Source organism: Desulfuromusa kysingii (genome assembly GCF_900107645.1).
GTDB classification, from domain to species: Bacteria; Desulfobacterota; Desulfuromonadia; order Desulfuromonadales; family Geopsychrobacteraceae; genus Desulfuromusa; species Desulfuromusa kysingii.
Genome location: NZ_FNQN01000001.1, coordinates 513,763 through 536,246, shown reverse-complemented (window position 1 = coordinate 536,246; position 22,484 = coordinate 513,763). Strand labels below are relative to the sequence as shown.

The following is a 22,484-nucleotide window of genomic DNA, read 5'->3' as shown; positions in this document are numbered from 1 at the left end:
GAGCGATCTCATCGTTACCTCTGAGCTCTGGAATCAGATTTTCCCTTCCTGCTGCAATTTGCGGAGATGGGACTTAATCGTTTCCAGAGCAAAGGGGAAGAGCCGCTGGTCCACCCCTTGATAGATGGAATTAAGCATCTCGACCGGGGTTTTTCCACTGGCATGCATGGTGAGGATTTTATTTTCACGTTTCATTCGATGCTGCAACGTTGAGTGCAACCGGAAAGTACTGCGCATCGGCATCCCATGAGATGGAATGATAACCGCAGGATCAAGGGCAATAATCTGCTTCAAAGTCTGATAATAATCCGTCATGTCACCTTCTGGGGCTGAGATTAAAACCGTTCCAAAACTCTGGATAAGGTCGCCAACCAGAAACCAGCGCAATGAATCGGGAGCAAGGGCGAGTTGCCCGGCATCATGTCCGGGGACGGAATAAACCCGTACGCTCTCACCTTTCCAGGTGGTCAAACAATCTCCAGCCTGCCGCACTTCGACAGTGACTGCGGAGAAATAGTCTTTCCCCTGTTTCTGCAGAATGCGGTCCAGAGTATCTGCACTCAACCAAATAGGGATATTCAGGTGTTTTGCTAATTCTGGAGCGAACTCATGATGATCGTGGTGATGGTGGGTCAAAAAAATCGCTGCAAGATCATCAGCTTCAAGGGTTCGCACTAACCGCTCAAAAACCTGAGGAGCTTCAGGCGAAGGGTCAACAAGAACCTGAGGAGCCTGTGGATCTCCAAGCAGAAAGGCGTTCGTCCGTTTTTCGGGTGGAAAGGTATTCGAAGGGACCGAGAGGGTCATCAGACCGCTCAGCAGTTCAAACCGGGGAACAAATAATGTTTCGTCCGTCTGTGGTGATAGGTTCCCCAAGTTATAGTCGGCTGGATTCCGTTGCAAGCGTTCCAGGACCCAGCGGAAAGGTGGAACCATCAAGGCGTCACCCCGACGGAATCTTGCCAGTAATTGTTCAGGTCGGTTCCAGAAACCTGCAGCAATCTCCCCGGCATCCAGTTCAAATAAAGGGCGCGACTGCAGATCGATACGGAAAAAATGCACGCGGAAACGAACCGGAGCGGTCGCTGGAGCTAAAGCGGTTGCAAGAAATTTAACCGCTGTGACTTCTCCTGCAGAGATAGCAGCGACCAGATCATAACCTAATTCTTCGGCAATTTCCCGAACCAGAGCATGGATAGATTGACCGTCAAAATCACAAAGAAAGGGGGATGGATGTTGCTGAGGACTGTCTTCCCGGTCAATTTTACCACCGGGAAAAGACTCATAGCCTGGAAAAGCCTGAAGATGTGACTGACGTCGCACCGCAAAGACAAAATCCTGATGACAAAAGACTCCAGCAACAGAATCAATGATCTTCACAAAGCCCCCTGTCGGGAAGAAGTCAAGCGGCCAGACCGGCCAGACGCTTCAACTCTGAAATTTCTTGTGGCCACAGATCCGTATCAGTGGTCTCCAGAATCAGCGGTATGCCGTCAAAACGGGCGTCAGCAAGAATATATTTGAAACAGTCCCAGCCGATCTCTCCAGCACCAAGAGGAGCATGACGGTCAACACGACTGGCATACGGAGTTTTACTGTCGTTGAGATGCATCCCCTTCAAGTAATGGAAGCCCACGACCGTTTCAAATTCAGCAAAAGTATCCTCGCAGGCTGTTGCTCCGCGCAGATCATAACCAGAGACAAAAGTGTGACAAGTATCCAGACAAACACCAACACGCGTCTTATCATCCACTTGGTCAATAATCTGAGCCAACTGCTCAAAACGATAGCCGAGATTGCTCCCCTGCCCTGCGGTATTCTCGATCACAGCAGTGACACCCCGTGTTTGTTGTAGGGCTAAATTGATTGATTCGGCGATCCGGCTCAGACAGGCAGATTCATCGAGCTGCTTCAAATGCGATCCGGGGTGAAAGTTGAGATAGATCAACCCTAACTGTTGGCAACGGTGGAGCTCATCAACAAAGGCTTGCCGTGATTTTTCCAGCTTATCTGTTTCAGGATGACCCAGGTTAATCAGATAACTGTCATGAGGAAGAATCTGTTCAGGATTGAAGTGACATTGCTGACAATTCTGTTGGAATTTGGCGATAACATCTTCGCTCAGAGGCGAGCTCTTCCACTGCTTCTGATTTTTGGTGAACAGGGCGAAAGCCGTTGCACCGATCTCGGCAGCATTAAGAGGAGCGTTAAAAACGCCACCCGCCGCACTGACGTGGGCACCAATATATTTCATAATAAAAACAGTTCTCTTTCTGCGATTGTGGGTTTCTAAAGGTCTGGTTCTAGCGCAAAAATTCTGCGGCTCGATCAATTAAGTGGCGAGCAATACTGCGGCTCGGCGGCAGCGTCGGAAGCTGATCCAGACGGAACCATTTGGCATCGGCCAGTTCTTTATCATTCAAGGCAATCTCCCCCCCGGCATAGTCAGCAACAAATCCACACATCAACTGGCTGGGAAAAGGCCAGGATTGACTACCAATGTAACGGATATTCTTGATCTTGATATTGGTCTCTTCCAGTGTTTCCCGTGCCATCGCCTCTTCCAGACATTCACCAAACTCAACAAACCCGGCAACCAAACTGTAGCGTCCATCAACCCATTCCCCTTTATGGGCAAGGAGAATTTCATCCCCCTTAACAACCAGACCGATCACACAGGGATGGATTCGGGGAAAATGATGCTTTCTACACGATGGACATGCTTTCCCCCACTGCTTTGGTAGTCGCACCATCGGTTCACCACAATCCCCACAATGGCTGCTGCACTGTTCCCAATGGAGGATCATCTGTCCGACACCAGCCAGAGAAAGGATAGCAACCGGCAGGTTTTCAACTGTCGCCCGCAAAGACTGCGCTTGCAGTTGCGGAGGCAACTCGACACGATTATCAATATGCAACAACCGGCAAGGACGCCCTTGCCACTGCCCGATATAAAGGGGCAGAGACATTGGCGCCAAAGAGAAGTTCTCCCCCTCTGGCAACGTCGCCCCCTGATCAGTGGTCATAGTTATGAGGTTCTGCCCTTGCAGTGGCAACCAGACACCTTCCCCTCCGGGATCTTGGTCAGGAGTTGCAAGTTGAAAGTCGGTATCAAGGCTGGCCCGGTTGAAAGGGAGATCAACTGGCGAAGGAGAAGGATGGTGTTGTGACATCGTGATGCTTTCTCTTTGTTCTGGATTGGTATGTGCCCATGCAGGATAAGGGCGACAAAGGGTGCGCTGACCTTATGGCTTCAGTGACGCATAAAATACGTTAGACAAATCAATAATTTCATTATTATTCGTCGATTCACCCACAGTTTCAAGTCTTTATTTCAGTGCATAACGCATGAGCGCAAGCTGAGTCTTTGCATCGGTAATCGTTCCCGCAGAGATCATCTCTAAGGCTTTATCCAGAGTAACGATCCAGGGCTCGATAAATTCATCGGGCTCAAGAGCTGTTTGCGTTTGCTCAAGCTCCGTGGCGATAAAAATAAATATTTTTTCCGTACAGAAACCAACACTGCTATAGACATACCCCAAAGATTCAAGCTTCTTTGGACGATAACCGATCTCTTCTTCCAGTTCTCGTGCGATACAATCTGAAGGGGTTTCTCCAATTTCTAATCGTCCCGCCGGAATTTCATAAACATAATCTTCGACAGCAGGGCGATATTGACGGATCAGTAACAGCCGTCCATCAGCCAGAATCGGCAAGGCTGCGGCCCCTCCGGGATGCTTTATAATTTCGAAGCGTGATTCGCTGTTATTGGGCATGAGATGGACTTCACTGACTAAATCCAGGATACGCCCCTGATAAATAATTTCTTCGGTTATTTTACTCACAAAACCATCCTTTCTGTGCTCCGGCAATATCCCCGGGACAGATGCAACAAGTTTTCTGCTCAGTAATCCAATTCCTGCTGCAAGAATTTCTGCAGGGAACTGTGGTCACCACGATTTTCGCAAGGCCATTCGGGGCCGTCGCGGTCTACCAGCCAAGTATCCACTAAATAGGTTTTCATCCCTGTCGCCCCCGCAGCCAAATCATGATTGATATCGTTGCCAACCATCAGGCAATTTTCTGAAGCGAGACCAAGCTGGGCAGCGATGCCTTCGAAATACCCTGACTGCGGCTTGCAATAGTAACTGTTCTCATAGCTAGTCATAAAGGCGAAGGATTCTTCCTCCAATTCGGCCCATTGCATTCGCGCCTTGATCATAAACATCGGAAACACCGGATTCGTCGCCAACACCAGAGGGACGCCAGCAGCATGACAATCCTTGATAATCTGTTTAGCCAAAGGAATTGGGCGGATGAAACTCTGCAATCCGGGTAAATCATTCTTCTCAAACTGCGCCAGGCATTCACGCATTTTCGATTCGGAAATAGCAAGATCGTTATCGACCTTGGAGTAGACCCGCTCCTCGTTGGTTCTCAATCCATCCCCTTCAGTATGGATGAGGTCGCGGATAATTCCATGAAGCGTTTTTGCGAATTTTTCAGGAGCGACAGTATCAGCACAATATGCCGACAGAGCCCGGAGATAACGGGGAATAAACTCTCGCATCTGGGCGCGAAGTAAGGTTCCATCAAGATCAAACAACACGGCTTTAATTGCGTTCTTCTGCCTTGTTTTGGACATAGAGCTCCCTGTCTTTAAAAGTGTCATAACTATTTTTACCACAGAGATGAAATACGCGTCCAATAGCGACTTCGTTATGAACACTTGACTACAAAGCTAATGGACGCTAAAAGTTCGTAAGAACACTGCCATAGAAGGATAGCAATGAACGAATTCAGAACAGAAGTCAAGGAGTTGCAAATCGGTCAGAAGATCCGCCAACTGCGACAACTGCGACGTATGACCTTGCAAGATCTCTCTGACACCATCGAGTTGTCCAAACCGTTATTGTCACAGATCGAAAATGATCAGGTCATCCCTCCTCTGGCAACGCTGTTGCGGGTCGCCAAAGGGCTCAGGGTGCCACTGCAAACCTTCTTTGAAGAAGAAGACAATCAACAAAAGTGTCTGGTTATTCGCGCCGATGATGCCAAACAGATGAACCGCAGTCCCGGTCATAGTGGTTCTCCGCAACCCTATTTCTATCATTCTCTGGCTTACGGAAAAAAACATAAGCACATGGAACCTTTTCTGGTTGAATTCGATCCGAAGCAAACGGATCAATCTCTGCCTGTTAGCCATGCCGGTGAGGAATTTTTTTACATCTTAGAGGGGCAGATCGAGCTAAGGCATGGCAAAGAAACCTACATCCTCAATGCTGGAGATTCCGTCTACTGGGATTCAAATGAGCCACATCGGCTCAGGGCTCTGGGCACCCAGATAGCACATGGAATTGCGGTTCTTTATCCCCGAAATTAAAACTTTTATAAACACAAAACAAAATTGTTCTGCTAGACTTCTATGTGGTATTTTTAAATTTATCTGCTAACAACATCCATCATTTACTTGGAGGTTAACCATGGCAAAAGTTGGAGTTATTCTTTCTGGCTGCGGTGTCTACGATGGCAGTGAAATCCACGAAGCCGTCATTACCTTGCTGGCTCTTAATCGTGCTGGTGCAGACGTTATCTGCATGGCTCCCAATATGGAACAGACCATTGTTAATCACTTGACCGGAGAACCTGTTGCAGGGGTGACTCGCAATGTTCTGGAAGAATCGGCACGGATCGTACGCGGTGACATACGTGATATCGCTACAGTTGATACCGCTGAACTGGACGCCCTGTTTCTTCCCGGTGGTTTTGGCGCTGCAAAAAACCTCTGCAATTTTGCCGAAAAAGGCAGTAACTGCGAAGTTCACCCCGAAGTCGCCCGCGTCGTCAAAGAGATCGTCACCGCAAAGAAACCCTTAGCCGCTGTCTGTATTGCTCCAGCACTGGTTGCCAAGGTCCTTGGTGACAACCAGTTGGAGCCACAAGTGACCATTGGAACCGACAAGGAGACAGCGGAAACCTTGACAGCTCTGGGGGCAACCCACCTGTCTTGTCCGGTCAATGAATTTGTCGTCGATTCAAAAAACAAAATCATCACCTCTCCCGCCTATATGCTGGCAGGAAATATCAGTGAAGCGGCTGAAGGGATCGAGAAAACTGTCGCAGCGCTGATGCAGATGATTGGCCCATCGACGTAGTCCGACAGAAGAAATTTTCATAACTAAACTGTGCAATCGAGTATTGTAATGATCGGTTAAAACTGATAAGTTCCAGCTCATTCTATTTAACTTTTAAAACGAAGGAGGTTCAGATGCAAAAATATGTGTGTATTGTCTGTGGTTATATTTACGATCCAGCTATAGGTGATCCTGATAACGGTATTGAGCCAGGAACCAGCTTTGCGGATATTCCAGAAGATTGGGTCTGCCCACTCTGTGGCGTGGCTAAATCGGACTTCGAACCAGCATAATTTTAGCCGATTTCGAATCAATCTCAAGGCTCGATTGTTATCTAACAATCGAGCCTTGTTTTTTTTAATCAGCAATTATATTTACAGACACAGAAACTTGTTTTCCCATACTATCTATAAAAAATAAGATGAAAAGGGAAAGAGAGATATGAAAGAGAAACATATTCGCAAACCGGACTGGCTTAAGGTCAAGTTTCCTGCTGGAGAAAGTTACACCAGAATCGATCGTTACCACCGACTCAACGGCTTGAATTCTGTCTGCCGTAGCGCAGCATGTCCAAATCAAGGGGAGTGCTGGAGTAAAGGAACTGCGACTTTTATGATTCTTGGGACTGTTTGTAGCCGGCACTGTCGTTTTTGTAATGTTGGCAGCGGACATCCCAGCCCTCCAGACCCCGAGGAACCCGCCAAGATCGCTAAAGCTATCTATGAATTACAACTCAAGCATGCGGTCATCACTACGGTAACCCGCGACGATCTGGTGGATGGTGGCGCAAGTCAATTTGCTGATTTAATCAAAGAGATCCGCAAGCTCACCAGCGAATGCCGGATTGAGCTGTTGATTTCTGACCTTCAAGGGAATTGGGACGCGCTGAAAACCATCCTGGCAGAAAAACCGGATATCCTCGGTCACAATGTCGAAACAGTCCCCAGACTCTATCCGCAGGTACGACCGGAAGCAGAATACCAGCGCAGCCTGTCCCTGCTGGCAGAAACCTACCAGCAGGATCCAAAAATTATTACCAAATCAGGATTAATGCTGGGAATGGGGGAAACAGAGGACGAGGTTCTGCAGGTCATGAGTGATCTGCGTAAGCATAACTGTCAGTTACTGACACTGGGTCAATATCTGGCACCCACACGCGACCACTTTCCGGTACAACGTTACGTCACTCCAGACGAATTTTCTAGCTACGTTGAAAAAGGGCTGGCCCTGGGTTTTGCTCACGTAGAAGCAGGCCCCTTGGTTCGTTCTTCTTATCACGCAGAAGAGCAGTATGACGCCAGCAGACAGGAGTAATATGGATAACTTCACGATCGTCCGTCCAGAACATCTGAATCATCATGGCTATCTGTTTGGTGGAGTCATGCTGAAATGGGTCGATGAAAACGCCTGGATGGCAGCCTCACGAGAATTTTCGGGTTGCAACCTCGTGACCGTTGGCATGGACGCCTGTCGTTTCAAACATCGCGTTGAGAATGGTTCGATTTTACGCTTCCACATTGAGAAGATTAAGCAAGGACGCACCTCCGCGACCTACAGTGTCGTCGTTTTTGCCGATGCTCCAGGAGCACCTCAAGAAAAAGAGGTCTTCAGTATCTCGGTGACTTTTGTCCATCTGGATGAGGAAGGATGTCCCAGCAGCCTGAAAGCTGTAGCAGCAAAAAACATACAATCCAGCACGTTATAATCTGATAATGGTCAGACGACTTAACTGGATTGAGATCACCGGTTTTCTCTACAGCAAACAAACAGAGAAACAACCGGCCTCAGATCTACTGCACTCACAGGCCGAATATCCAATTAAAGCTAAGATATTCGGCCTGTTCATCTGCAACTAAGACAGCAGGTTGTCCCCCTGGCAACTCAACGGAACATATGTACGGCTGTTGCCACATTGGCAGAATGGGTCGGATGGGCATGAACAGTCTTGCCGACTTGCTCCAGAGTTAAGCGGTTTTCTACTGCAAGAGCCAATTCATGTATCATTTCTGTCGCGGCTTCACCGACAATGATCCCTCCTGCCACGACTGAACTCTCCTCTTCGACAAACAGCTTAACAAAGGCTGGTGCGACTTTATCGACAACGGAACGACCATTGGGAACCACCGACATGGTAAAACTGCGGATGCCGTCACTCTCTTTGCTGGCACCGATCCCGGCCACTTCCGGATGGCTGAAAGCAACACGTGGGATGGCACCGTCTGCAAGAGAGACGCTTGTTCCCTCAACCATGTTCTTCGCGAGCATTTGCCCTGCGACTTCTGCGGCGTGCGCCAGCATCACCCCACCGCTCACATCACCGACAGCATAAATATGCGGGACATTGGTTTGCATGGCTGAATTAACCTTGACCGCACCCCTCTCAATCACAACACCAGCAGCGTCCAGATTAAGGTTGTCAATTATCGGCCTGCGGCCAACGCCGATGAGAACCATATCCACAACTTCAGCGGTATCAATCCCATCGAACTTTACTCTGACTTTGCCACCTTCCACTTTGATCTGTTCGACCTTAACACCGGTTTTCACGGTAATATTTTGAGCTTCAAAGGCTTGTTGCAACGCCCTTCCTGCCTCCTGATCTTCCCGTGGGAGCAGGGTCGGCAGGGCTTCAACAACGGTCACCTCGCTACCAAAGGTATGGTAGAGGGTTGCAAATTCACAACCGATGGCTCCACCGCCGATAATCAATAGCTTTTCTGGGATCTCAGTGTTCTGCAACATCTGGTCACTGGAAAGGATATGTTGGCCATCAAAGGGGGCGAAGGGAAGTTCAACGGTTTCTGACCCTGTGGAGATGACGATCTGTTCACCACGAATAACCTGACTGCTACCATCAGCTTGAGAAATCATCACTTCGTGTGCAGACTGAAACGATCCGAAGCCATAAAAAACCTCAACCTGAGCCTGCCCCATCATCCCGGCGATCATGCCGCGCAAGGCGTCAAGATCAGTGTCAACGATGGTGCGCAGACGTTGCAGATCAACCTTCTCCGCAGACAGGTTCAGACCATATTTATCACCCTGCTTGGCATAACGGTAAGCCGTTGCCGCCTTCAGTAATGATTTCGTCGGCATACAACCACGATTAAGGCAGACTCCGCCAATACTGTCATGTTCTGCCTGGACGATAGCGACTGTCTTTCCCAACTGGTTCAAGGTCATAGCAGCGGTCATCCCTCCCGGGCCTCCACCAATCACAACAACGTCAAAAGATTGCATCTATTTTTCTCCTATGCTTTTTCGTTATCTTCAAGTGCCTGCATAGCACTATCAAGAAGTCGATGAAATGTTGCCACCTCTGCTGACGACATCAATCGAGTCATTTCAGAGAGGACATCATCCCGCTTTTGTTGCAGCAAATCGACCGTTGGCCGAATCTTACTGGTTAAAAATATACGTGTTTGTCGTTTATCTTTTTTACAGGGAATGCGCTGGATCAGGTCATCCCTTTCCATCCGTCTCAAAGTGTTTGCCATCGTCGGTTGTTCCACCTGAATGTGGCGACACAGTTCTGCCTGTGTCTGCCCCTCGGCATCATTCAAACAACAGAGGACCGGCAATTGGCCCGGCGATACGCCTTGCGATTTAATTTGATCACTCAAGTGACCCATCATCAATCGCGCCAGATAACGCAACTTGTATCCCAAATTATCGATGACCTGATTTTCCATACACACCTCAACAATAGATAGCTGACTATGCTTTTTACATAGCCAGCTATCTATTGTCAAGTCCATAGTTAATGATCGAAGCCGAATTTCTTGACCGACGGTGAAGCGTCAATAAGATCATCATCAAGAGATGAGAAGTTGGTATTGAAAGAGAGTTTTCCACAGAGGTCTGGCTCAGTGAGAAAAGAAAAAGGTTTCACCTTGTTATCGCATTTGCAACGAACAGCCGATACGAAACAGATCTAAACCTCAGAAAAAAAACACTTTTTTCAGTTCAAATCAGCCAATCAGTAGCCGCATTCAATATCCACGAGGTTTAGGAGTGATTCTCCGCTGAGGACACGATGGTAGTTGTCAACGATCTGTTCTGCTGCCGACTCAGGATTTGTAGGGCTGGCAATATGCGGGGTGATGCTGATTTTACTGTGCGTCCAGAACGGGTGCTGTTCCGAGAGTGGTTCTTGCCTGCAAACATCAAGTAAGGCCCCAGAAAGCTGTCCACTTTCGAGTGCCGATAACAAGTCTGCCTCAACAAGATGAGACCCTCTGGCGGCATTGATCAAAAATGCATTTTTCGGCAATTGGTTGAAGACCTGCAAGTTAAGAATATTTTCAGTTTTCGGCGTCAATGGTAATAAACAGACAAGGATATTGGCGTGACTAAGAAATGATTCTAATTCGTCATCACCAGCATAGATATGAAACTGGCCACAATCTTGCTGTGTACGACTCCAACCACGAACAGTAAAACCAAAATCGGCCAGTTTATTGCCAACAAAGCGACCGATCTCGCCACAGCCCATAATGCCGACGCACAACTCAGAAATATGCGGGATCTCCAGCTCTGCCCACCGCTTTTCACTTTGTTGCTGACGATAATCTTTAAAACGACGAAATTGCTCAAGAACTCCAGCCATGACATACTCAGCCATCGACTGCTTCAGGTTGTCATCAACAAGTCGTACCAGTGGAATTTCTGTGGGACGGGAATCATCATCCAACAACTGGTTAATTCCGGCACCGAGTGAGGAAATACATTTCAGATTCGGAAACTGCTGCAAGCTGCCATCCGGATGGTTCCAGCACAAGGCAAGCTCAACCTCTTCGGGGGCAGAGATATCTGGCCATACCTCAATCTTCAGATCGGGCCCATGTGTGTGTAGCGCCTGGATCCAGTCGCTGACATTTCGATGCGGATAAATAATTGCGATTGACATACTATTTTCCTCCAGATGGGGCCAGACAGAGCTTTACAGCTAAAGAATCATCCCCCTCCCACACAAGAGCAAGTTGCAGAACGTGGGAGATTGAGCTATCCATCGACAATGTCAGAGTATTCCACAACACTGCCATCGGCCGCATAAATCATTAGATCATTGCCTTTTCTTTTGACATACTGAGGGATCAACGGAACCTTCCCTTTGCCGTTGGGGAGATCAATAACATAATGTGGTGATGCCAAGCCCGACACCGGCCCACGCAGTGAATACATGATCTGTAAACCGGTCTTAACTGAGGTTCGGAAGTGTCCCGTCCCCCGAGTGAGATCCATATGATGCAAATAATAGGGGCGCACCCGCATCTTCAATAAACCGCGAAACAGCTCGCTGATAATCTCCGGTTGATCATTGACATCCCGTAACAGCACGGTTTGATTGCCCAAGACAATTCCCGCATCAGCCAAACGGGCACAGGCTTCCGTTGCCTGCGATGTCAACTCACGTGGATGGTTGAAATGAGTATTAATATAAAGGGGGGGAAATTTTTTCAGCATGGCACAGAGTCGTTCGGTGATTCGCTCTGGCAGGGTCACCGGGACCCGGGTGCCAATACGGATAATTTCGACATGTGGGATAGCATAAATCCGCGCGAGTAAATCCTGGAGGACAGAATCGGGCAGCAGTAAGGGATCTCCACCGGAGAAAATAACATCGTGAATTTGTGCGTTTGCAGCAATATAATCAATACCAGCACGCAGCTCACGAAAGCTCAAGGACATGTCAGTACATCCCACTTTTCGTTTCCGGGTACAAAAACGGCAATAACTGGCGCAGCTCCCTGAAACCAGAAATATCACTCGATCAGGATAACGATGAATCACTGCGGGAGTCGGTGAAAAATCCTCTTCAGCAAGGGGATCGGTCATGCCGCTCGGATCTAATTCGCGAACATCCGGCACACATTGCTTCCAGATAGGGTCTCCAACCTGCTCAATCAATCCCAGATAGTAGGGACTAATCCGCATGGGATAGCGGGCTGCAACAGCCTCAAGTTGACGTTGATCAAAATCAAAGTCATCGGCCAACTGTTTGACACTGGTCACGCTTTGCTTCAGCGATTGTTGCCATTCTTCCTGAGCCATTATTCGGCCCCTTCAGCTTGTGACACAGAATACAGACACCAAGTCACAATCATCAGCACAATCAAGCCAAAATCACGTAGCAACGCCGCCACAGGACTGGTTGATGTCGTTGCATTGGGATTAAAGCAACCACAATCAATGTCAAATCCACGACTGATAACCGATGACAGAGCCAGAATAAAAACAATATTCAAGATGAAGAGAACCAGAACTGCAGGACGAACACGTTTATTGAGCAACAGTAAGACTCCACATAAAAGTTCAAGATAAGGGAGAATTGCAGCCACTAAATAGTTCCAGGCATAGGGGAGAATTTTATAGTTAGCAACCTGACCCGCAAAAGCGGCAATATCATTGGCCTTAATCATCCCGGCATAGATAAAAACTGCGGCCAGAAGCAGCCGACTCGCATGATAGAGGATTTTAGTCAAAAGGGTCATTCTTCTCCTCCCACCAGTGGGCGTCCTGCCGATTGCCACTCGGGGACTCCCCCTTCGTAAACTAGGACATCGGTATATCCCTCTTGTAACAACCGCTCCCCCAAGTCAAAAGAATCAGAGCAACCATAACCACTACAATAAGTGATCAGGGTTTCACCAAGGGAAACCAGCTGTTTGAATGCAGCGAGTCGATTATCCAAGTCGGCATAAGGGAGAGAGAGAGCCCCGGCTAAATGGCTCTGAGTATAAGCATGACTGGTCCGAGCATCAACCAGGATGGCTCCAGATGCCAACAGCTCATCAACTTCATTCAGCGACACAGGAATTGGAAAGGCAAGTGCAGGAGCAAATGGTTCCGACGACTCGGTTGCAACGACAAGGTTCGCATCTTGTGGAACAGAGATAACGGCTCCAGAAAAGGCGTTAAATATCAGGTTAAAATTCAAACTCAGGCCAACGGCAACGGCCAAAACACAGAGAATAAAAGCTTCCAGAATAATGCGCTGCCAAGGGATCATGCGGGCGGGACTACTCATCTGGAGACTCTTCGAGTGCCGGGGATAGGGTGCTGACAGCTTCTCGAAGATGCTGATTGTCAATCCTCAACCGATCAATCCGCCGATTACAATCAGTAAGCTCCTCATTGAGTTCATCAAGTAATTGACTTTGATGGCTGAAGCGAATCTCCAGTTCCATCACCCGTTCTTGTAGGTCCTCAAGCATATCTGTCCTCCCTTACTGCAGAATAGTGCGATATTTATAACGCGCTGAGTCGGGGAAGGACAATAGTATTTTATGTTTAATCGGCGAGAATCAATACTTAAGAAATATCCGTTCCATCAGTTAAGAGATCTGCATACCGCCGTGGCGGATAATTTCACCATCGACTTGATAGATAATATCTTCAGCAATATTCGTTGCCAGATCGCCCATCCGTTCCAAATAGCGAGAGATAGACAAATAATTAATCAATCCGTCCATGGAGTTCATATCGTCTCGGATTGCCTGCTTGACGCGTGAAAAATTGCCTTTGTGTAAAGCATCGACCTCATCATCCAGGCGAATTGTCTGGCGTGCCAAGTCAGAATTTCGTTCCACCAGGGAATCCAGTGCCATTTTCAACATTGTTTCCACCACTTTGGCCATCGTAGCAATATCATATGGACAGTCAACTTTGATCACATGATCGAGGTCCAACGCCCGTTCGGCGATATTGACAGCAAAGTCGGCGACACGCTCCAAGTCGTTGTTGATTTTCAGCACTGAGACAATAAAACGCAAATCTGTCGCCACCGGCTGGTGTAATGCCAGGATCTTCAGACACTCTTCTTCCAGCTCAATCTCCATGTTATCGATCTGACTATCGCCACCCCTGACCTGTTGTGCCAGTTTCCGGTCTCCAGTAAGAAGGGCCTGCACTGCCTGTTGCACACGTCCTTCGACTTCAGCTCCAAGGGTCAGAAGTTCCTTTTTTAAAACATTGAGTTCTTGTTCCATTAAAACAGCCATACGATTCTCCCTTTCCCTCAACTCAGCCGAAACGACCGGTAATATAATCTTCAGTTTGCTTAACTTGCGGCTTCACAAACAACTGATCGGTGAGACCATACTCTATCAAATTCCCTTCAAACAGGAAGGCGGTATGATCAGAAACCCGCGCAGCTTGCTGCATGTTATGGGTCACAATAATGATGGTAAAATCATCCCGGAGATCTTTGATGGTCTCTTCAACCCGCGCTGTCGATTTTGGATCCAGGGCACTACAGGGTTCGTCCATGAGGATAACCTTCGGGTTCACCGCAATCGCCCTGGCAATGCAAAGGCGCTGCATTTGCCCTCCAGATAAACCTAGCGCACTCTCCTGCAGTCGATCTTTGACTTCATCCCAGAGAGCGGCGGCTTTTAAACTTTTTTCAACTCGCTCATCGAACAATTTTTTATCTTTTTCACCGGCAATCCGTAAGCCGTAAATAACATTTTCGTAGATGGATTTAGGAAACGGATTTGACTTTTGGAAGACCATCCCAACCCGTCGCCGCAGCTCAATAATATCGGTATTCTTACCGTAAATATTTTCCCCTTCCAGAGTGATTTCGCCCTCAACCCGGCAACCGTCAATCAGGTCATTCATCCGATTCAAACAACGTAGCAGGGTACTCTTCCCGCACCCCGATGGGCCAATCAAAGCAGTCACATTCTTTTCTGGAAAGCTGAGGTCGATTCCGTGCAATGCTCGGGCATCACCGGGATAGAAAAATTTCAGATTATTTACCTGGATGATCGGATTCTCGTTTATAACAGCTGTCATATCCTTTTAATTCTCCTAAAAAGTCCCGAAAGTGTAGCGTTTTTTCATCTTGTTACGTAACCGGATGGCAACACTGCTCATCAGCAAGACAATCAACACCAATAACAGAGTGGTAACAAAAACCATCGGCTTCGCCGCCTCAACATTAGGGGACTGGAAACCAATATCGTAGATATGAAAACCCAAATGCATAAACTTGCGATCAAGATGAAAGAATGGAAAATTACCATCAATGGGAAGCGCTGGTGCCAGCTTGACCACGCCAGTAATCATCAACGGTGCAACCTCTCCAGCGGCGCGCGCCATGGCGAGAATCAATCCCGTCATAATCCCCGGTGATGCCATCGGCAACAGAATGCGCACCAGCGTCTGAAACTTGGTCGAACCGAGAGCATAGGAGCCTTCACGCATTTCACGGGGAATGGCACCAAGAGCTTCTTCAGTAGAGACAATCACCACCGGAACCGTCAACAGGGCAAGGGTCAAACTGGCCCAAAGCAGTCCTCCCGTCCCAAAAGTAGGCGTCGGTAGCCGCTCTGGAAAAAAGAAACTGTCGATCGAATGACCGATACCATAAACAAAGAAACCCAGACCAAAAATTCCATAAACAATGGAAGGGATCCCGGCCAGGTTATTAACCGCAATCCTGACGATCCGGACAACGATCCCCTCTTTGGCATACTCACGCAAGTAGATCGCGGCGATAACCCCTAAAGGAAAAGAGAACAAGCTCATCACAAAGATAAGCATAACAGTGCCAAATATCGCAGGGAACAACCCACCCTCGGTGTTCGACTCACGTGGTTGGCCGACAAACAGTTCAAGCAATTTGGCGGAGTAAAAAGCAATTTTGTCACCCAACCCCATACTATTGGGTGCATACACTTGAAAGATATCTGCGAGGACAATCTCTTTTTCCCGACCTGAAGCGTCAGTAAACATCGCGGTATCTTCACGAGCCCGGGCGTTTTGCCGAGTCTGAATATCGATCAAGTGGCCAAACTCTTCATCAAGAATAGCTTTCTCTTGACTCAACGCTACCTGTTTAGGATCGTTCGCGGGAACTCCTTTGTAATCAAATTTCAACTTTTTCAACCGCAACTGTTCCATCAGATAACTGGCATCCTTGAGCTTCCCCTCCAGTTCTCTAAGCCCGCGAATCTCTGTTTCAACCTCAATTAACGCCTTAGTCAGGTCCGGTAATGAGGCGGTCCGGGTTGTCCCGTTAAGGTTCAGACTCTTCAGCTCACCATAAAAGTCACCATGCTCAATCCGCTCCAGAACAAGCAGATTCCGCGGGACCTCCTGACTGACAATTTGATCTTCATCAATCCAGCGAAAGTCGAGTCCATACAGATCCCTATTCGCAATCTTATATTGTCGTCTAAGGGCACTTCCATCTGCTGTCGGTTCAGACTTAATTAACCTGCCAATAACCTGATTGCCGTCTTGCAGCTCAAGACGTTGCAGTTCTGCCGGCCAGAAAACCCCTAACCCGTTGATCATAATCACCGCCAGAAGAATAATCGCCGTCAGCAATGTTATCGCCAATGAAGCACCGGAAAGCCACACCATCGGCTCACCAATCCGCCAGTATTTATTCATATTTTTAGTCGTTGTAGACATCATCAAATCCTAAAAGCGACCATATTTAGCTCGCAGTCGCTGACGCACAATTTCTGCTACCGTGTTAACAATAAAAGTCATAATAAAGAGAATCACTGCAGACAGAAATAAGGTCCGATAGAGAGAACCATCCACAGGCGCTTCCGGTATTTCCACCGCTATGTTAGCCGATAGCGGACGCATGCCATTAAAGATGCTCAGATCCATAATAGCGGTATTCCCGGTGGCCATAAGCACAATCATGGTTTCACCAACGGCACGACCAAAACCGATCATGGTTCCGGCAAAGATTCCGGGGCTGGCTGATGGTAGGATAACTCGCCAAACAGTCTGCCAACGGCTGGCTCCAAGGGCCAAGGATGCCGCTTTCAGGCTCGGTGGAACGTTGGACAGTGAGTCCTCAGAAATCGTGAAGATGATCGGGATTACGGCAAAACCCATGGCAAAAGCGATGATAATACAATTGCGTGGATCATAACGGGTGCCAGTCTCATTAAACAGCCACTGTTTCAGATCACCAGCAAAAAGCCAGTCCTCCAAACCTGGGCCAAGAATCGCCGCTATTGCAACGGCGAGGACAATCACTGGAGCAATAACAAGAAACTCATATCCTCGCTCAACCTGTTTCAATGGGGACAATTTTCGTGCCCCTTGCCACAGAGCAATACTGAGCATTAGTGCCGCTGGAACCAGAATCAGGCTCAAAAACATCGATCCGAGTGAGCGTTCGATTAATGGGGCAAGCCAGAGTGCCGCGAGAAAACCGATGATAACTGTCGGGATAGCGGCCATCACCTCAACTGCAGGCTTGATAATCCCCTTGAATTTTGGCCGGGCAAACTGACTGGTATAGATCGCACCGAAGATCGCCAGAGGGACCGCGAAGAGCATGGCGTAGAAGGTTCCTTTGAGGGTACCAAAAATCAGCGGGGTTAAGCTTAATTTTGGTTCATAGTCGTCAGTTCCCGCAGATGACTGCCAGGCCCAGGTTGGCTCCGGGTACCCTTCGTACCAGACTTTTCCAAAAAGAGTCTTAAGGCTGACTTCGGGGTGAGGGATATCGAGCTTCCAACTTTGCACGGTGCCATGATCGCTAAGAGTAATAATTCCGTTGCCACGGGTGGACTGCGCAAAGGCTTCAATCTTCTCAGCCCCGTTAGCGATATTGACGAGGAAACGTTCACTCGTCATATGGCTCACATTAATACCATCAGCGGCAATACTGAGAACTGACTTATCATGTGGACTCGGCTGTACGTCCTGCACTGCATGGGCATGTCCATGCAACTGATGAATCTGCGTCAGCTTCCAGCCCACATCAGCATCCCGGACCGGGAACCAGGTGGAAACACCACCTTGCTGATCACCAACAATCAGCGAAACATCACCAAAGACCATGTTTAGAGCTGTAATTTCACGTTGGTCAAGGAATGCCTGCGTCGTTTCTTCGAGCACCGGGTGATCAATCTCGCTGAGATCCCAGCGTAGAATTTCACCTTTAGAGGTGCCTAGATACAGTTTAATCCCATCGGTTGACAGTGTCATTGCGGTCACTTCACCGACGCTATCAATCTCTAGTTGATGGCTTTCCTGAACTCGTTCACCGGCACCAAAAAGGCTCTCCTCTTCTTCTATGATTGTGATTTGAAAGATCCCTGAGCGGAACAGGTCAACACGCACCTGTCGTCCCTCATCATTGACGCGCGCCATAGTTTTAACAGGCAATCCATAGCTTGGCGGGGCAAATATGGCACGATGCTCCAATTCATGTCTGATACTGCGCTGATTGTCATCAGCTTCATCAAAAAACGGAAAAAACTTAACTCTCTCAATCGTCACACTGCCATCATCCCACACCAGCATATGGTTCAGGCGACCATAAGTTTGGGCCGTTATCAAGCGTCTCGACCCTGTGTCACTGACAAGTTGAAGGCTGTCAATAGCAGAACCATCAGCGATATTAAAAAAATTGACCCTCCCGGCTTGATCCAGACGGTATCCAGTCTCCAGATATTCATCCACCCCCATAGCCAGAATTTTCTCTTCAGCAGCCCTACCTTCTAACTGAAAACTGGCATGCAGATCTTTATCCGGAGAGAGGAATAGCGGCAAAGAGACCTCTGCGATCAAAATCAGAATAAAAATGACACTGAAAATAATCGCCATCCCACCAACGGTAATAACCCATCTAGCAATCCGGTCATTCCGTTTCACTTTTTTTAAAAAAGCTGGATTCATAAATTTCCCTGTTTTATCGCAACACAGAACAAGCCCTGACCAGAAGGGTGGGCAGGGCTTGTTCCTTAACGTGGCAGCCTCTTACTTTTGAGCCGGCAACTAGTCAAGCAGTGCAAGCTGTTGCTTAACCAACTCAGCAGTCAGTGGCAAGTAGCCATCCTTGATGACAATTTCCTGACCTTCGGTTGAAAGGACAAACTTCAGGAACTCTTTTACCAGAGTGGGTAATGGTTTGTTTGGCTCTTTAACAACGTTGAGATAAAGCATCCGACCGAGTGGGTATTTGCCATTCATAACGTTAGCGTAGGTAGGCTCATATTGTTTTTCACCATCTTTTTTACCCAGAGCGATGGCTTTAACGCCGGAGGTTTTATAACCAATCCCCGAATAACCGACACCAGCCTTATCTTCAGTCACACCAAGGACAACAGATGCACTGCCTGGCTGTTCCTTCACGCTATCTTTATAGTCACCCTTAAACAGGGCCTTACTCTTGAAATACCCATAAGTCCCAGAAGCAGAGTTACGACCGTAGAGACTGATAGGCTTATTGGCCCATTCGCCACTCAGGCCCACGTCGCCCCAGGTTGCAGCGTTCGATAAACCACCTTTATGAGTTTTTGAGAAGATCGCGTCGACTTGAGGAATGGATAACCCTTCAATGGGATTGTCCTTGTTAATAAAAACAGCCAACGAGTCCAGAGCAACACCGATAGTCGTGGGTTTGAAACCATATTTGGTTTCGAACGCCTGAACTTCATTTGCTTTCATTGCACGTGACATCGGACCAAGCTGGCTGGTCCCTTCAATCAGTGCTGGAGGGGCGGTACTGGAACCTTTACCTTCAATCTGGATATTGACGTTCGGGTATTTTTTGCGGAAACCTTCAGCCCAGAAAGTCATCATGTTGTTCAACGTGTCTGAACCAACACTGTTGAGGTTGCCGGCAACGCCTTGAACTTTGACATAGTCACTGATGTTGACATCAACCTTGAGGGGGCTGGCAATACCAGCCGACGCGAAGAGCACCAGAGCCAGAAGGGCTAAGGTACAAATCCTTAATTTCTGTTGTTTCATTGTTTGACCATCTCCTTGATAATTTTATCGTTAATTGATGGTCGAGAAGATGCACTTACAATGTTAGGAATATGTTAGCAATACGTAAGTATTTCACTAAACATGTCCGCTTAAACCACTTCTGGCTTCTGGCGACGTGGTAACAACAGAGTAAAACAACTCCCTTTGCCCACCTCACTGCTCACCGTAATTTCACCCTGATGGGCGTGGGCAACATGCTTTACAATCGCTAACCCGAGTCCGGTTCCCCCCAAGCTGCGGCTACGGGCAAGATCAGCACGGTAAAAGCGTTCAAAAAGGCGAGGCAGGTGTTCCGCAGCAATCCCGCAGCCGGAGTCCTCAACCCGGATTTTGACGAATTCATCCAGCTCGATAACCTCAATCAGAACATGGCTACCTGCTTCACTGTATTTGATCGCGTTGGTCAACAGGTTAATAATCGCCTGCTCTAACAATGGCGCATTAACCCTGTTTTTAAGCTGTTCTGGGCATATAATATCGAGTCCTACCTGCTGCTGAGACAAGAGACTTTCACAGGCAGCCCTGGCACTATGAAGGATCGGCAGCAGGGGTTCACAACTGAGCTCCCAACCTCCCGTCTCCACCCCCTGTTCAATCCTCGAAAGATTCAGTAAATCTTCAACCAGTGCATTCAACCGCTCACTCTGCTTGAAAATAATCTGTAAAAATCTCTGACTGGCGACATCGGTAGATTCGTCATCCAAAAGGGTCTCGACGGCACCACGTATGGCAGTAATCGGAGTCTTTAACTCATGGGAGACATTGGCGACAAAGTCACGACGGACAGACTCAAGACGCCGTAGACGAGTCAAGTCATGCAGCACGATTAACACCCCGATGCGGCTATCTTCTTTCCCTGTCAGAGGGGTTGCCTGAACATGGAGGTAGCGCTTCTCAGAACCATACATAACCAATTCACTTTCAAGCGGTTCTGGCTGGCTCAGTGCTTGCTGAATAAAGCGCTGCAACTCAGCTTGACGAATCACCTCCTGAATCGGTCGCCCGGCATTCGATTGTTGTGGGACATTGAACAATTCAGCTGCAGCCCGATTCAGACGGATGATCTGTTCATCATTATCGACGGCAATAATCCCCTCGATCATGCACCCAAGAACAGTCTCAATTTCAGCCCGTTGGCCAATCTCCTGTTCAATCCGATCAGCGAGCTTAGCGGCCATCAGATTCATGGTTTCAGCCAGTCGACTGGTCTCTTCAGATCCGGTGACAGCGAGGGGAATAGCCAGAAGGCCCTGTGAAAACTTTTGCGCACCGGCGGTCATCAACTCCAAAGGGCGACTGATACGTCGAGAGAGCCACCAGCAGACCGGAGCCAAAAGAGCTCCAATAATCAGCCCAGCCAGAAACAGTTGCCAGTAAATTTCCTGAAGTGTCTCATCGACTGCAGAGAGGGGTAACGCAGTACGGATAACGACGGTTATCTGCTCCCCATCATAAACAGGGATCGCCACATACATCAGCGATTCACCCAAGGTATTGCTGAAGCGGATCGATGTCCCCTGTTGCCCGGCAAGAGCCTCGACAACTTCTGTTCGCTGGCCGTGATTGTCCATCAACCGCGGATCTTCATCAGAATCGACCAAGACTCTGCCATCTCTCATAATCACCGTAATACGGGTCCCGGATTGCTCGCCAAGGCGCGTTACAACGGGTAATAGCAGATCCTGATCGCCCATCGTTAAGTGTCCTTGAAGTTGCGGTTCAACCAATTCTGCACGGGCTCTTAAGTCGTCCTCAACCTGCTGATAATGAAAGCTGCGCAGCATCCCGGATAAGGACCAACCGACAACCAGTAAAACGACGAAAATCAGGATCAGATAAGAGGGATAAAGTTGCCAGATGAGACGGCGTCGATGTAATTTCACAATTCCTCCCGAAAGCGATAACCAACCCCACGAACGGTTTCAATATAATAGCTGCAGGAACCAAGCTTTTTTCTCAATCCTGCAATCTGGACATCCACGGCCCGATCAGTGACAGCATAGTCTTCACCGCGCACGGCATTAACAATTTGATAGCGGGTAAAGACCCAACCCGGACGACTGGCTAATGCTTCAAGAACCTTAAACTCAGTAAAGGTTAAATCAATTGTCTTCCCTTCAACCTGGGCAAGACTCCGACCGGAATGGATCCTGAGCTCACCGCGCACGAGTTCAGTCTGATCCGCTTCCTGTTGCAACAGAGTTTTACGCCGAAGCACTGTCTGGATACGGGCCAACAACACTTTAATGCTGAATGGCTTGGTCACGTAATCATCCGCTCCTAATTCTAATCCACGAACAATATCGCTCTCTTCGCCACGCGCAGTGAGCATAATAATTGGAATTCCATTGGTATCCTCATGACTCCGTAGCCGACGACAAATGTCCAGACCATCAATTCCTGGCAGCATCAGATCTAGCAGAATTAAATCGGGTTTTTTCGCCGCGATAGCCGCTAAAGCTTCTTCTCCGTGGGATGCACAATCGGCATTGTATCCGGCTTTAATCAGATTGAAATGGAGTAAAGCAAGAATATCTTCTTCGTCTTCGACAACAAGGATGGAATTTTTCTGGTCTGCCATAAAAC

24 protein-coding genes are annotated in these 22,484 nt (G+C 48.2%); 5 read left to right on the top strand and 19 right to left on the bottom strand.

All coding sequences use genetic code 11. The features are described 5' to 3' along the window. Window positions 1-33 precede the first annotated feature (33 nt). The 5 genes from BLU87_RS02545 to BLU87_RS02525 form a co-directional block, all read right to left on the bottom strand. Window positions 34-1,380: an MBL fold metallo-hydrolase gene (locus BLU87_RS02545; protein ID WP_092344378.1), complete on the bottom strand. Its 1,347-nt coding sequence runs from the start codon at window positions 1,378-1,380 to the stop codon at window positions 34-36. 22 nt (window positions 1,381-1,402) lie between these two features. After that, entirely contained in the window at window positions 1,403-2,254 is an 852-nt protein-coding gene (nfo, locus tag BLU87_RS02540; RefSeq protein WP_092344376.1) for a deoxyribonuclease IV, read from the bottom strand. Between the two features lie 49 nt (window positions 2,255-2,303). After that, window positions 2,304-3,173, bottom strand: a complete 870-nt coding sequence (gene nudC / locus BLU87_RS02535) for an NAD(+) diphosphatase (protein WP_092344374.1) — start codon at window positions 3,171-3,173, stop codon at window positions 2,304-2,306. Window positions 3,174-3,329: 156 nt separating this feature from the next. Then, entirely contained in the window at window positions 3,330-3,845 is a 516-nt protein-coding gene (locus BLU87_RS02530; RefSeq protein ID WP_092344372.1) for an NUDIX hydrolase, read from the bottom strand. A 59-nt stretch (window positions 3,846-3,904) separates the two neighbouring features. Then, window positions 3,905-4,645, bottom strand: coding sequence for an HAD family hydrolase (locus BLU87_RS02525; protein WP_175498242.1), 741 nt, complete (start codon window positions 4,643-4,645; stop codon window positions 3,905-3,907). 144 nt (window positions 4,646-4,789) lie between these two features. Here BLU87_RS02525 and BLU87_RS02520 point away from each other — a divergent pair, with 144 nt between their 5' ends. From BLU87_RS02520 to BLU87_RS02500, 5 genes are all read left to right on the top strand, one after another. Further along, on the top strand, window positions 4,790-5,383 hold the full coding sequence (locus tag BLU87_RS02520; protein WP_092344368.1) for a helix-turn-helix domain-containing protein: 594 nt from the start codon (window positions 4,790-4,792) through the stop codon (window positions 5,381-5,383). Between the two features lie 100 nt (window positions 5,384-5,483). Then, window positions 5,484-6,155 (top strand): isoprenoid biosynthesis glyoxalase ElbB, encoded by a 672-nt coding sequence (gene elbB / locus BLU87_RS02515; protein WP_092344366.1) that lies wholly within the window; start codon window positions 5,484-5,486, stop codon window positions 6,153-6,155. Between the two features lie 113 nt (window positions 6,156-6,268). After that, a complete protein-coding gene (gene rd, locus BLU87_RS02510) occupies window positions 6,269-6,427 on the top strand; it encodes a rubredoxin (RefSeq protein WP_092344364.1) in 159 nt (52 codons plus the stop codon). 148 nt (window positions 6,428-6,575) lie between these two features. Further along, the gene (gene lipA / locus BLU87_RS02505; RefSeq protein WP_092344362.1) at window positions 6,576-7,448 is read left to right on the top strand and encodes a lipoyl synthase; all 873 of its coding nucleotides are present in this window, start codon (window positions 6,576-6,578) and stop codon (window positions 7,446-7,448) included. Between the two features lies 1 nt (window position 7,449). After that, on the top strand, window positions 7,450-7,839 hold the full coding sequence (locus BLU87_RS02500) for an acyl-CoA thioesterase (protein ID WP_092344360.1): 390 nt from the start codon (window positions 7,450-7,452) through the stop codon (window positions 7,837-7,839). Between the two features lie 176 nt (window positions 7,840-8,015). On the opposite strand, the gene lpdA is transcribed toward BLU87_RS02500, so the two are convergent. The 14 genes from lpdA to BLU87_RS02430 form a co-directional block, all read right to left on the bottom strand. Next, entirely contained in the window at window positions 8,016-9,374 is a 1,359-nt protein-coding gene (lpdA, locus tag BLU87_RS02495; protein ID WP_092344358.1) for a dihydrolipoyl dehydrogenase, read from the bottom strand. Window positions 9,375-9,385: 11 nt separating this feature from the next. Continuing rightward, entirely contained in the window at window positions 9,386-9,826 is a 441-nt protein-coding gene (locus BLU87_RS02490; protein ID WP_092344356.1) for a MarR family winged helix-turn-helix transcriptional regulator, read from the bottom strand. A gap of 287 nt (window positions 9,827-10,113) precedes the next feature. After that, window positions 10,114-11,043: a 2-hydroxyacid dehydrogenase gene (locus tag BLU87_RS02485; RefSeq protein ID WP_092344354.1), complete on the bottom strand. Its 930-nt coding sequence runs from the start codon at window positions 11,041-11,043 to the stop codon at window positions 10,114-10,116. A gap of 95 nt (window positions 11,044-11,138) precedes the next feature. Then, window positions 11,139-12,188 (bottom strand): KamA family radical SAM protein, encoded by a 1,050-nt coding sequence (locus tag BLU87_RS02480; RefSeq protein WP_092344352.1) that lies wholly within the window; start codon window positions 12,186-12,188, stop codon window positions 11,139-11,141. Then, window positions 12,188-12,628, bottom strand: a complete 441-nt coding sequence (locus BLU87_RS02475; protein WP_092344350.1) for a MauE/DoxX family redox-associated membrane protein — start codon at window positions 12,626-12,628, stop codon at window positions 12,188-12,190. Before BLU87_RS02475 ends, BLU87_RS02480 begins: the two co-directional genes overlap by 1 nt. Beyond that, window positions 12,625-13,164: a rhodanese-like domain-containing protein gene (locus tag BLU87_RS02470; RefSeq protein ID WP_092344348.1), complete on the bottom strand. Its 540-nt coding sequence runs from the start codon at window positions 13,162-13,164 to the stop codon at window positions 12,625-12,627. The genes BLU87_RS02475 and BLU87_RS02470 overlap by 4 nt, the downstream gene beginning before the upstream one ends. Next, a complete protein-coding gene (locus tag BLU87_RS02465; protein ID WP_092344346.1) occupies window positions 13,157-13,351 on the bottom strand; it encodes a SlyX family protein in 195 nt (64 codons plus the stop codon). Before BLU87_RS02465 ends, BLU87_RS02470 begins: the two co-directional genes overlap by 8 nt. Before the next feature lie 120 nt (window positions 13,352-13,471). Then, window positions 13,472-14,137 carry a phosphate signaling complex protein PhoU gene (gene phoU / locus BLU87_RS02460; protein ID WP_092344344.1) on the bottom strand — a complete coding sequence of 222 codons (666 nt, stop codon included), beginning with the start codon at window positions 14,135-14,137 and terminating at the stop codon, window positions 13,472-13,474. A gap of 22 nt (window positions 14,138-14,159) precedes the next feature. Beyond that, a complete protein-coding gene (gene pstB / locus BLU87_RS02455) occupies window positions 14,160-14,936 on the bottom strand; it encodes a phosphate ABC transporter ATP-binding protein PstB (RefSeq protein WP_092344343.1) in 777 nt (258 codons plus the stop codon). Window positions 14,937-14,951: 15 nt separating this feature from the next. Continuing rightward, window positions 14,952-16,541, bottom strand: a complete 1,590-nt coding sequence (pstA, locus tag BLU87_RS02450; protein ID WP_092344635.1) for a phosphate ABC transporter permease PstA — start codon at window positions 16,539-16,541, stop codon at window positions 14,952-14,954. Between the two features lie 30 nt (window positions 16,542-16,571). Then, window positions 16,572-18,800 carry an ABC transporter permease subunit gene (locus BLU87_RS02445; RefSeq protein WP_092344342.1) on the bottom strand — a complete coding sequence of 743 codons (2,229 nt, stop codon included), beginning with the start codon at window positions 18,798-18,800 and terminating at the stop codon, window positions 16,572-16,574. Window positions 18,801-18,899: 99 nt separating this feature from the next. Then, on the bottom strand, window positions 18,900-19,877 hold the full coding sequence (locus tag BLU87_RS02440) for a PstS family phosphate ABC transporter substrate-binding protein (protein WP_092344341.1): 978 nt from the start codon (window positions 19,875-19,877) through the stop codon (window positions 18,900-18,902). Window positions 19,878-19,987: 110 nt separating this feature from the next. Beyond that, window positions 19,988-21,781, bottom strand: a complete 1,794-nt coding sequence (locus BLU87_RS02435) for an ATP-binding protein (RefSeq protein WP_092344340.1) — start codon at window positions 21,779-21,781, stop codon at window positions 19,988-19,990. Continuing rightward, entirely contained in the window at window positions 21,778-22,479 is a 702-nt protein-coding gene (locus BLU87_RS02430; protein WP_092344339.1) for a response regulator, read from the bottom strand. The genes BLU87_RS02435 and BLU87_RS02430 overlap by 4 nt, the downstream gene beginning before the upstream one ends. Window positions 22,480-22,484: the final 5 nt, after the last annotated feature.

Coding starts and splice junctions, on each gene's coding strand:
- nfo (WP_092344376.1), bottom strand. CDS start 2,254: ATGAAATATATTGGTGCCCACGTCAGTGCGGCGGGTGGCGTTTTTAAC.
- nudC (WP_092344374.1), bottom strand. CDS start 3,173: ATGTCACAACACCATCCTTCTCCTTCGCCAGTTGATCTCCCTTTCAAC.
- BLU87_RS02525 (WP_175498242.1), bottom strand. CDS start 4,645: ATGTCCAAAACAAGGCAGAAGAACGCAATTAAAGCCGTGTTGTTTGAT.
- BLU87_RS02520 (WP_092344368.1), top strand. CDS start 4,790: ATGAACGAATTCAGAACAGAAGTCAAGGAGTTGCAAATCGGTCAGAAG.
- elbB (WP_092344366.1), top strand. CDS start 5,484: ATGGCAAAAGTTGGAGTTATTCTTTCTGGCTGCGGTGTCTACGATGGC.
- rd (WP_092344364.1), top strand. CDS start 6,269: ATGCAAAAATATGTGTGTATTGTCTGTGGTTATATTTACGATCCAGCT.
- lipA (WP_092344362.1), top strand. CDS start 6,576: ATGAAAGAGAAACATATTCGCAAACCGGACTGGCTTAAGGTCAAGTTT.
- BLU87_RS02500 (WP_092344360.1), top strand. CDS start 7,450: ATGGATAACTTCACGATCGTCCGTCCAGAACATCTGAATCATCATGGC.
- lpdA (WP_092344358.1), bottom strand. CDS start 9,374: ATGCAATCTTTTGACGTTGTTGTGATTGGTGGAGGCCCGGGAGGGATG.
- BLU87_RS02490 (WP_092344356.1), bottom strand. CDS start 9,826: ATGGAAAATCAGGTCATCGATAATTTGGGATACAAGTTGCGTTATCTG.
- BLU87_RS02485 (WP_092344354.1), bottom strand. CDS start 11,043: ATGTCAATCGCAATTATTTATCCGCATCGAAATGTCAGCGACTGGATC.
- BLU87_RS02480 (WP_092344352.1), bottom strand. CDS start 12,188: ATGGCTCAGGAAGAATGGCAACAATCGCTGAAGCAAAGCGTGACCAGT.
- BLU87_RS02475 (WP_092344350.1), bottom strand. CDS start 12,628: ATGACCCTTTTGACTAAAATCCTCTATCATGCGAGTCGGCTGCTTCTG.
- BLU87_RS02470 (WP_092344348.1), bottom strand. CDS start 13,164: ATGAGTAGTCCCGCCCGCATGATCCCTTGGCAGCGCATTATTCTGGAA.
- BLU87_RS02465 (WP_092344346.1), bottom strand. CDS start 13,351: ATGCTTGAGGACCTACAAGAACGGGTGATGGAACTGGAGATTCGCTTC.
- phoU (WP_092344344.1), bottom strand. CDS start 14,137: ATGGCTGTTTTAATGGAACAAGAACTCAATGTTTTAAAAAAGGAACTT.
- pstB (WP_092344343.1), bottom strand. CDS start 14,936: ATGACAGCTGTTATAAACGAGAATCCGATCATCCAGGTAAATAATCTG.
- pstA (WP_092344635.1), bottom strand. CDS start 16,541: ATGAATAAATACTGGCGGATTGGTGAGCCGATGGTGTGGCTTTCCGGT.
- BLU87_RS02445 (WP_092344342.1), bottom strand. CDS start 18,800: ATGAATCCAGCTTTTTTAAAAAAAGTGAAACGGAATGACCGGATTGCT.
- BLU87_RS02440 (WP_092344341.1), bottom strand. CDS start 19,877: ATGAAACAACAGAAATTAAGGATTTGTACCTTAGCCCTTCTGGCTCTG.
- BLU87_RS02430 (WP_092344339.1), bottom strand. CDS start 22,479: ATGGCAGACCAGAAAAATTCCATCCTTGTTGTCGAAGACGAAGAAGAT.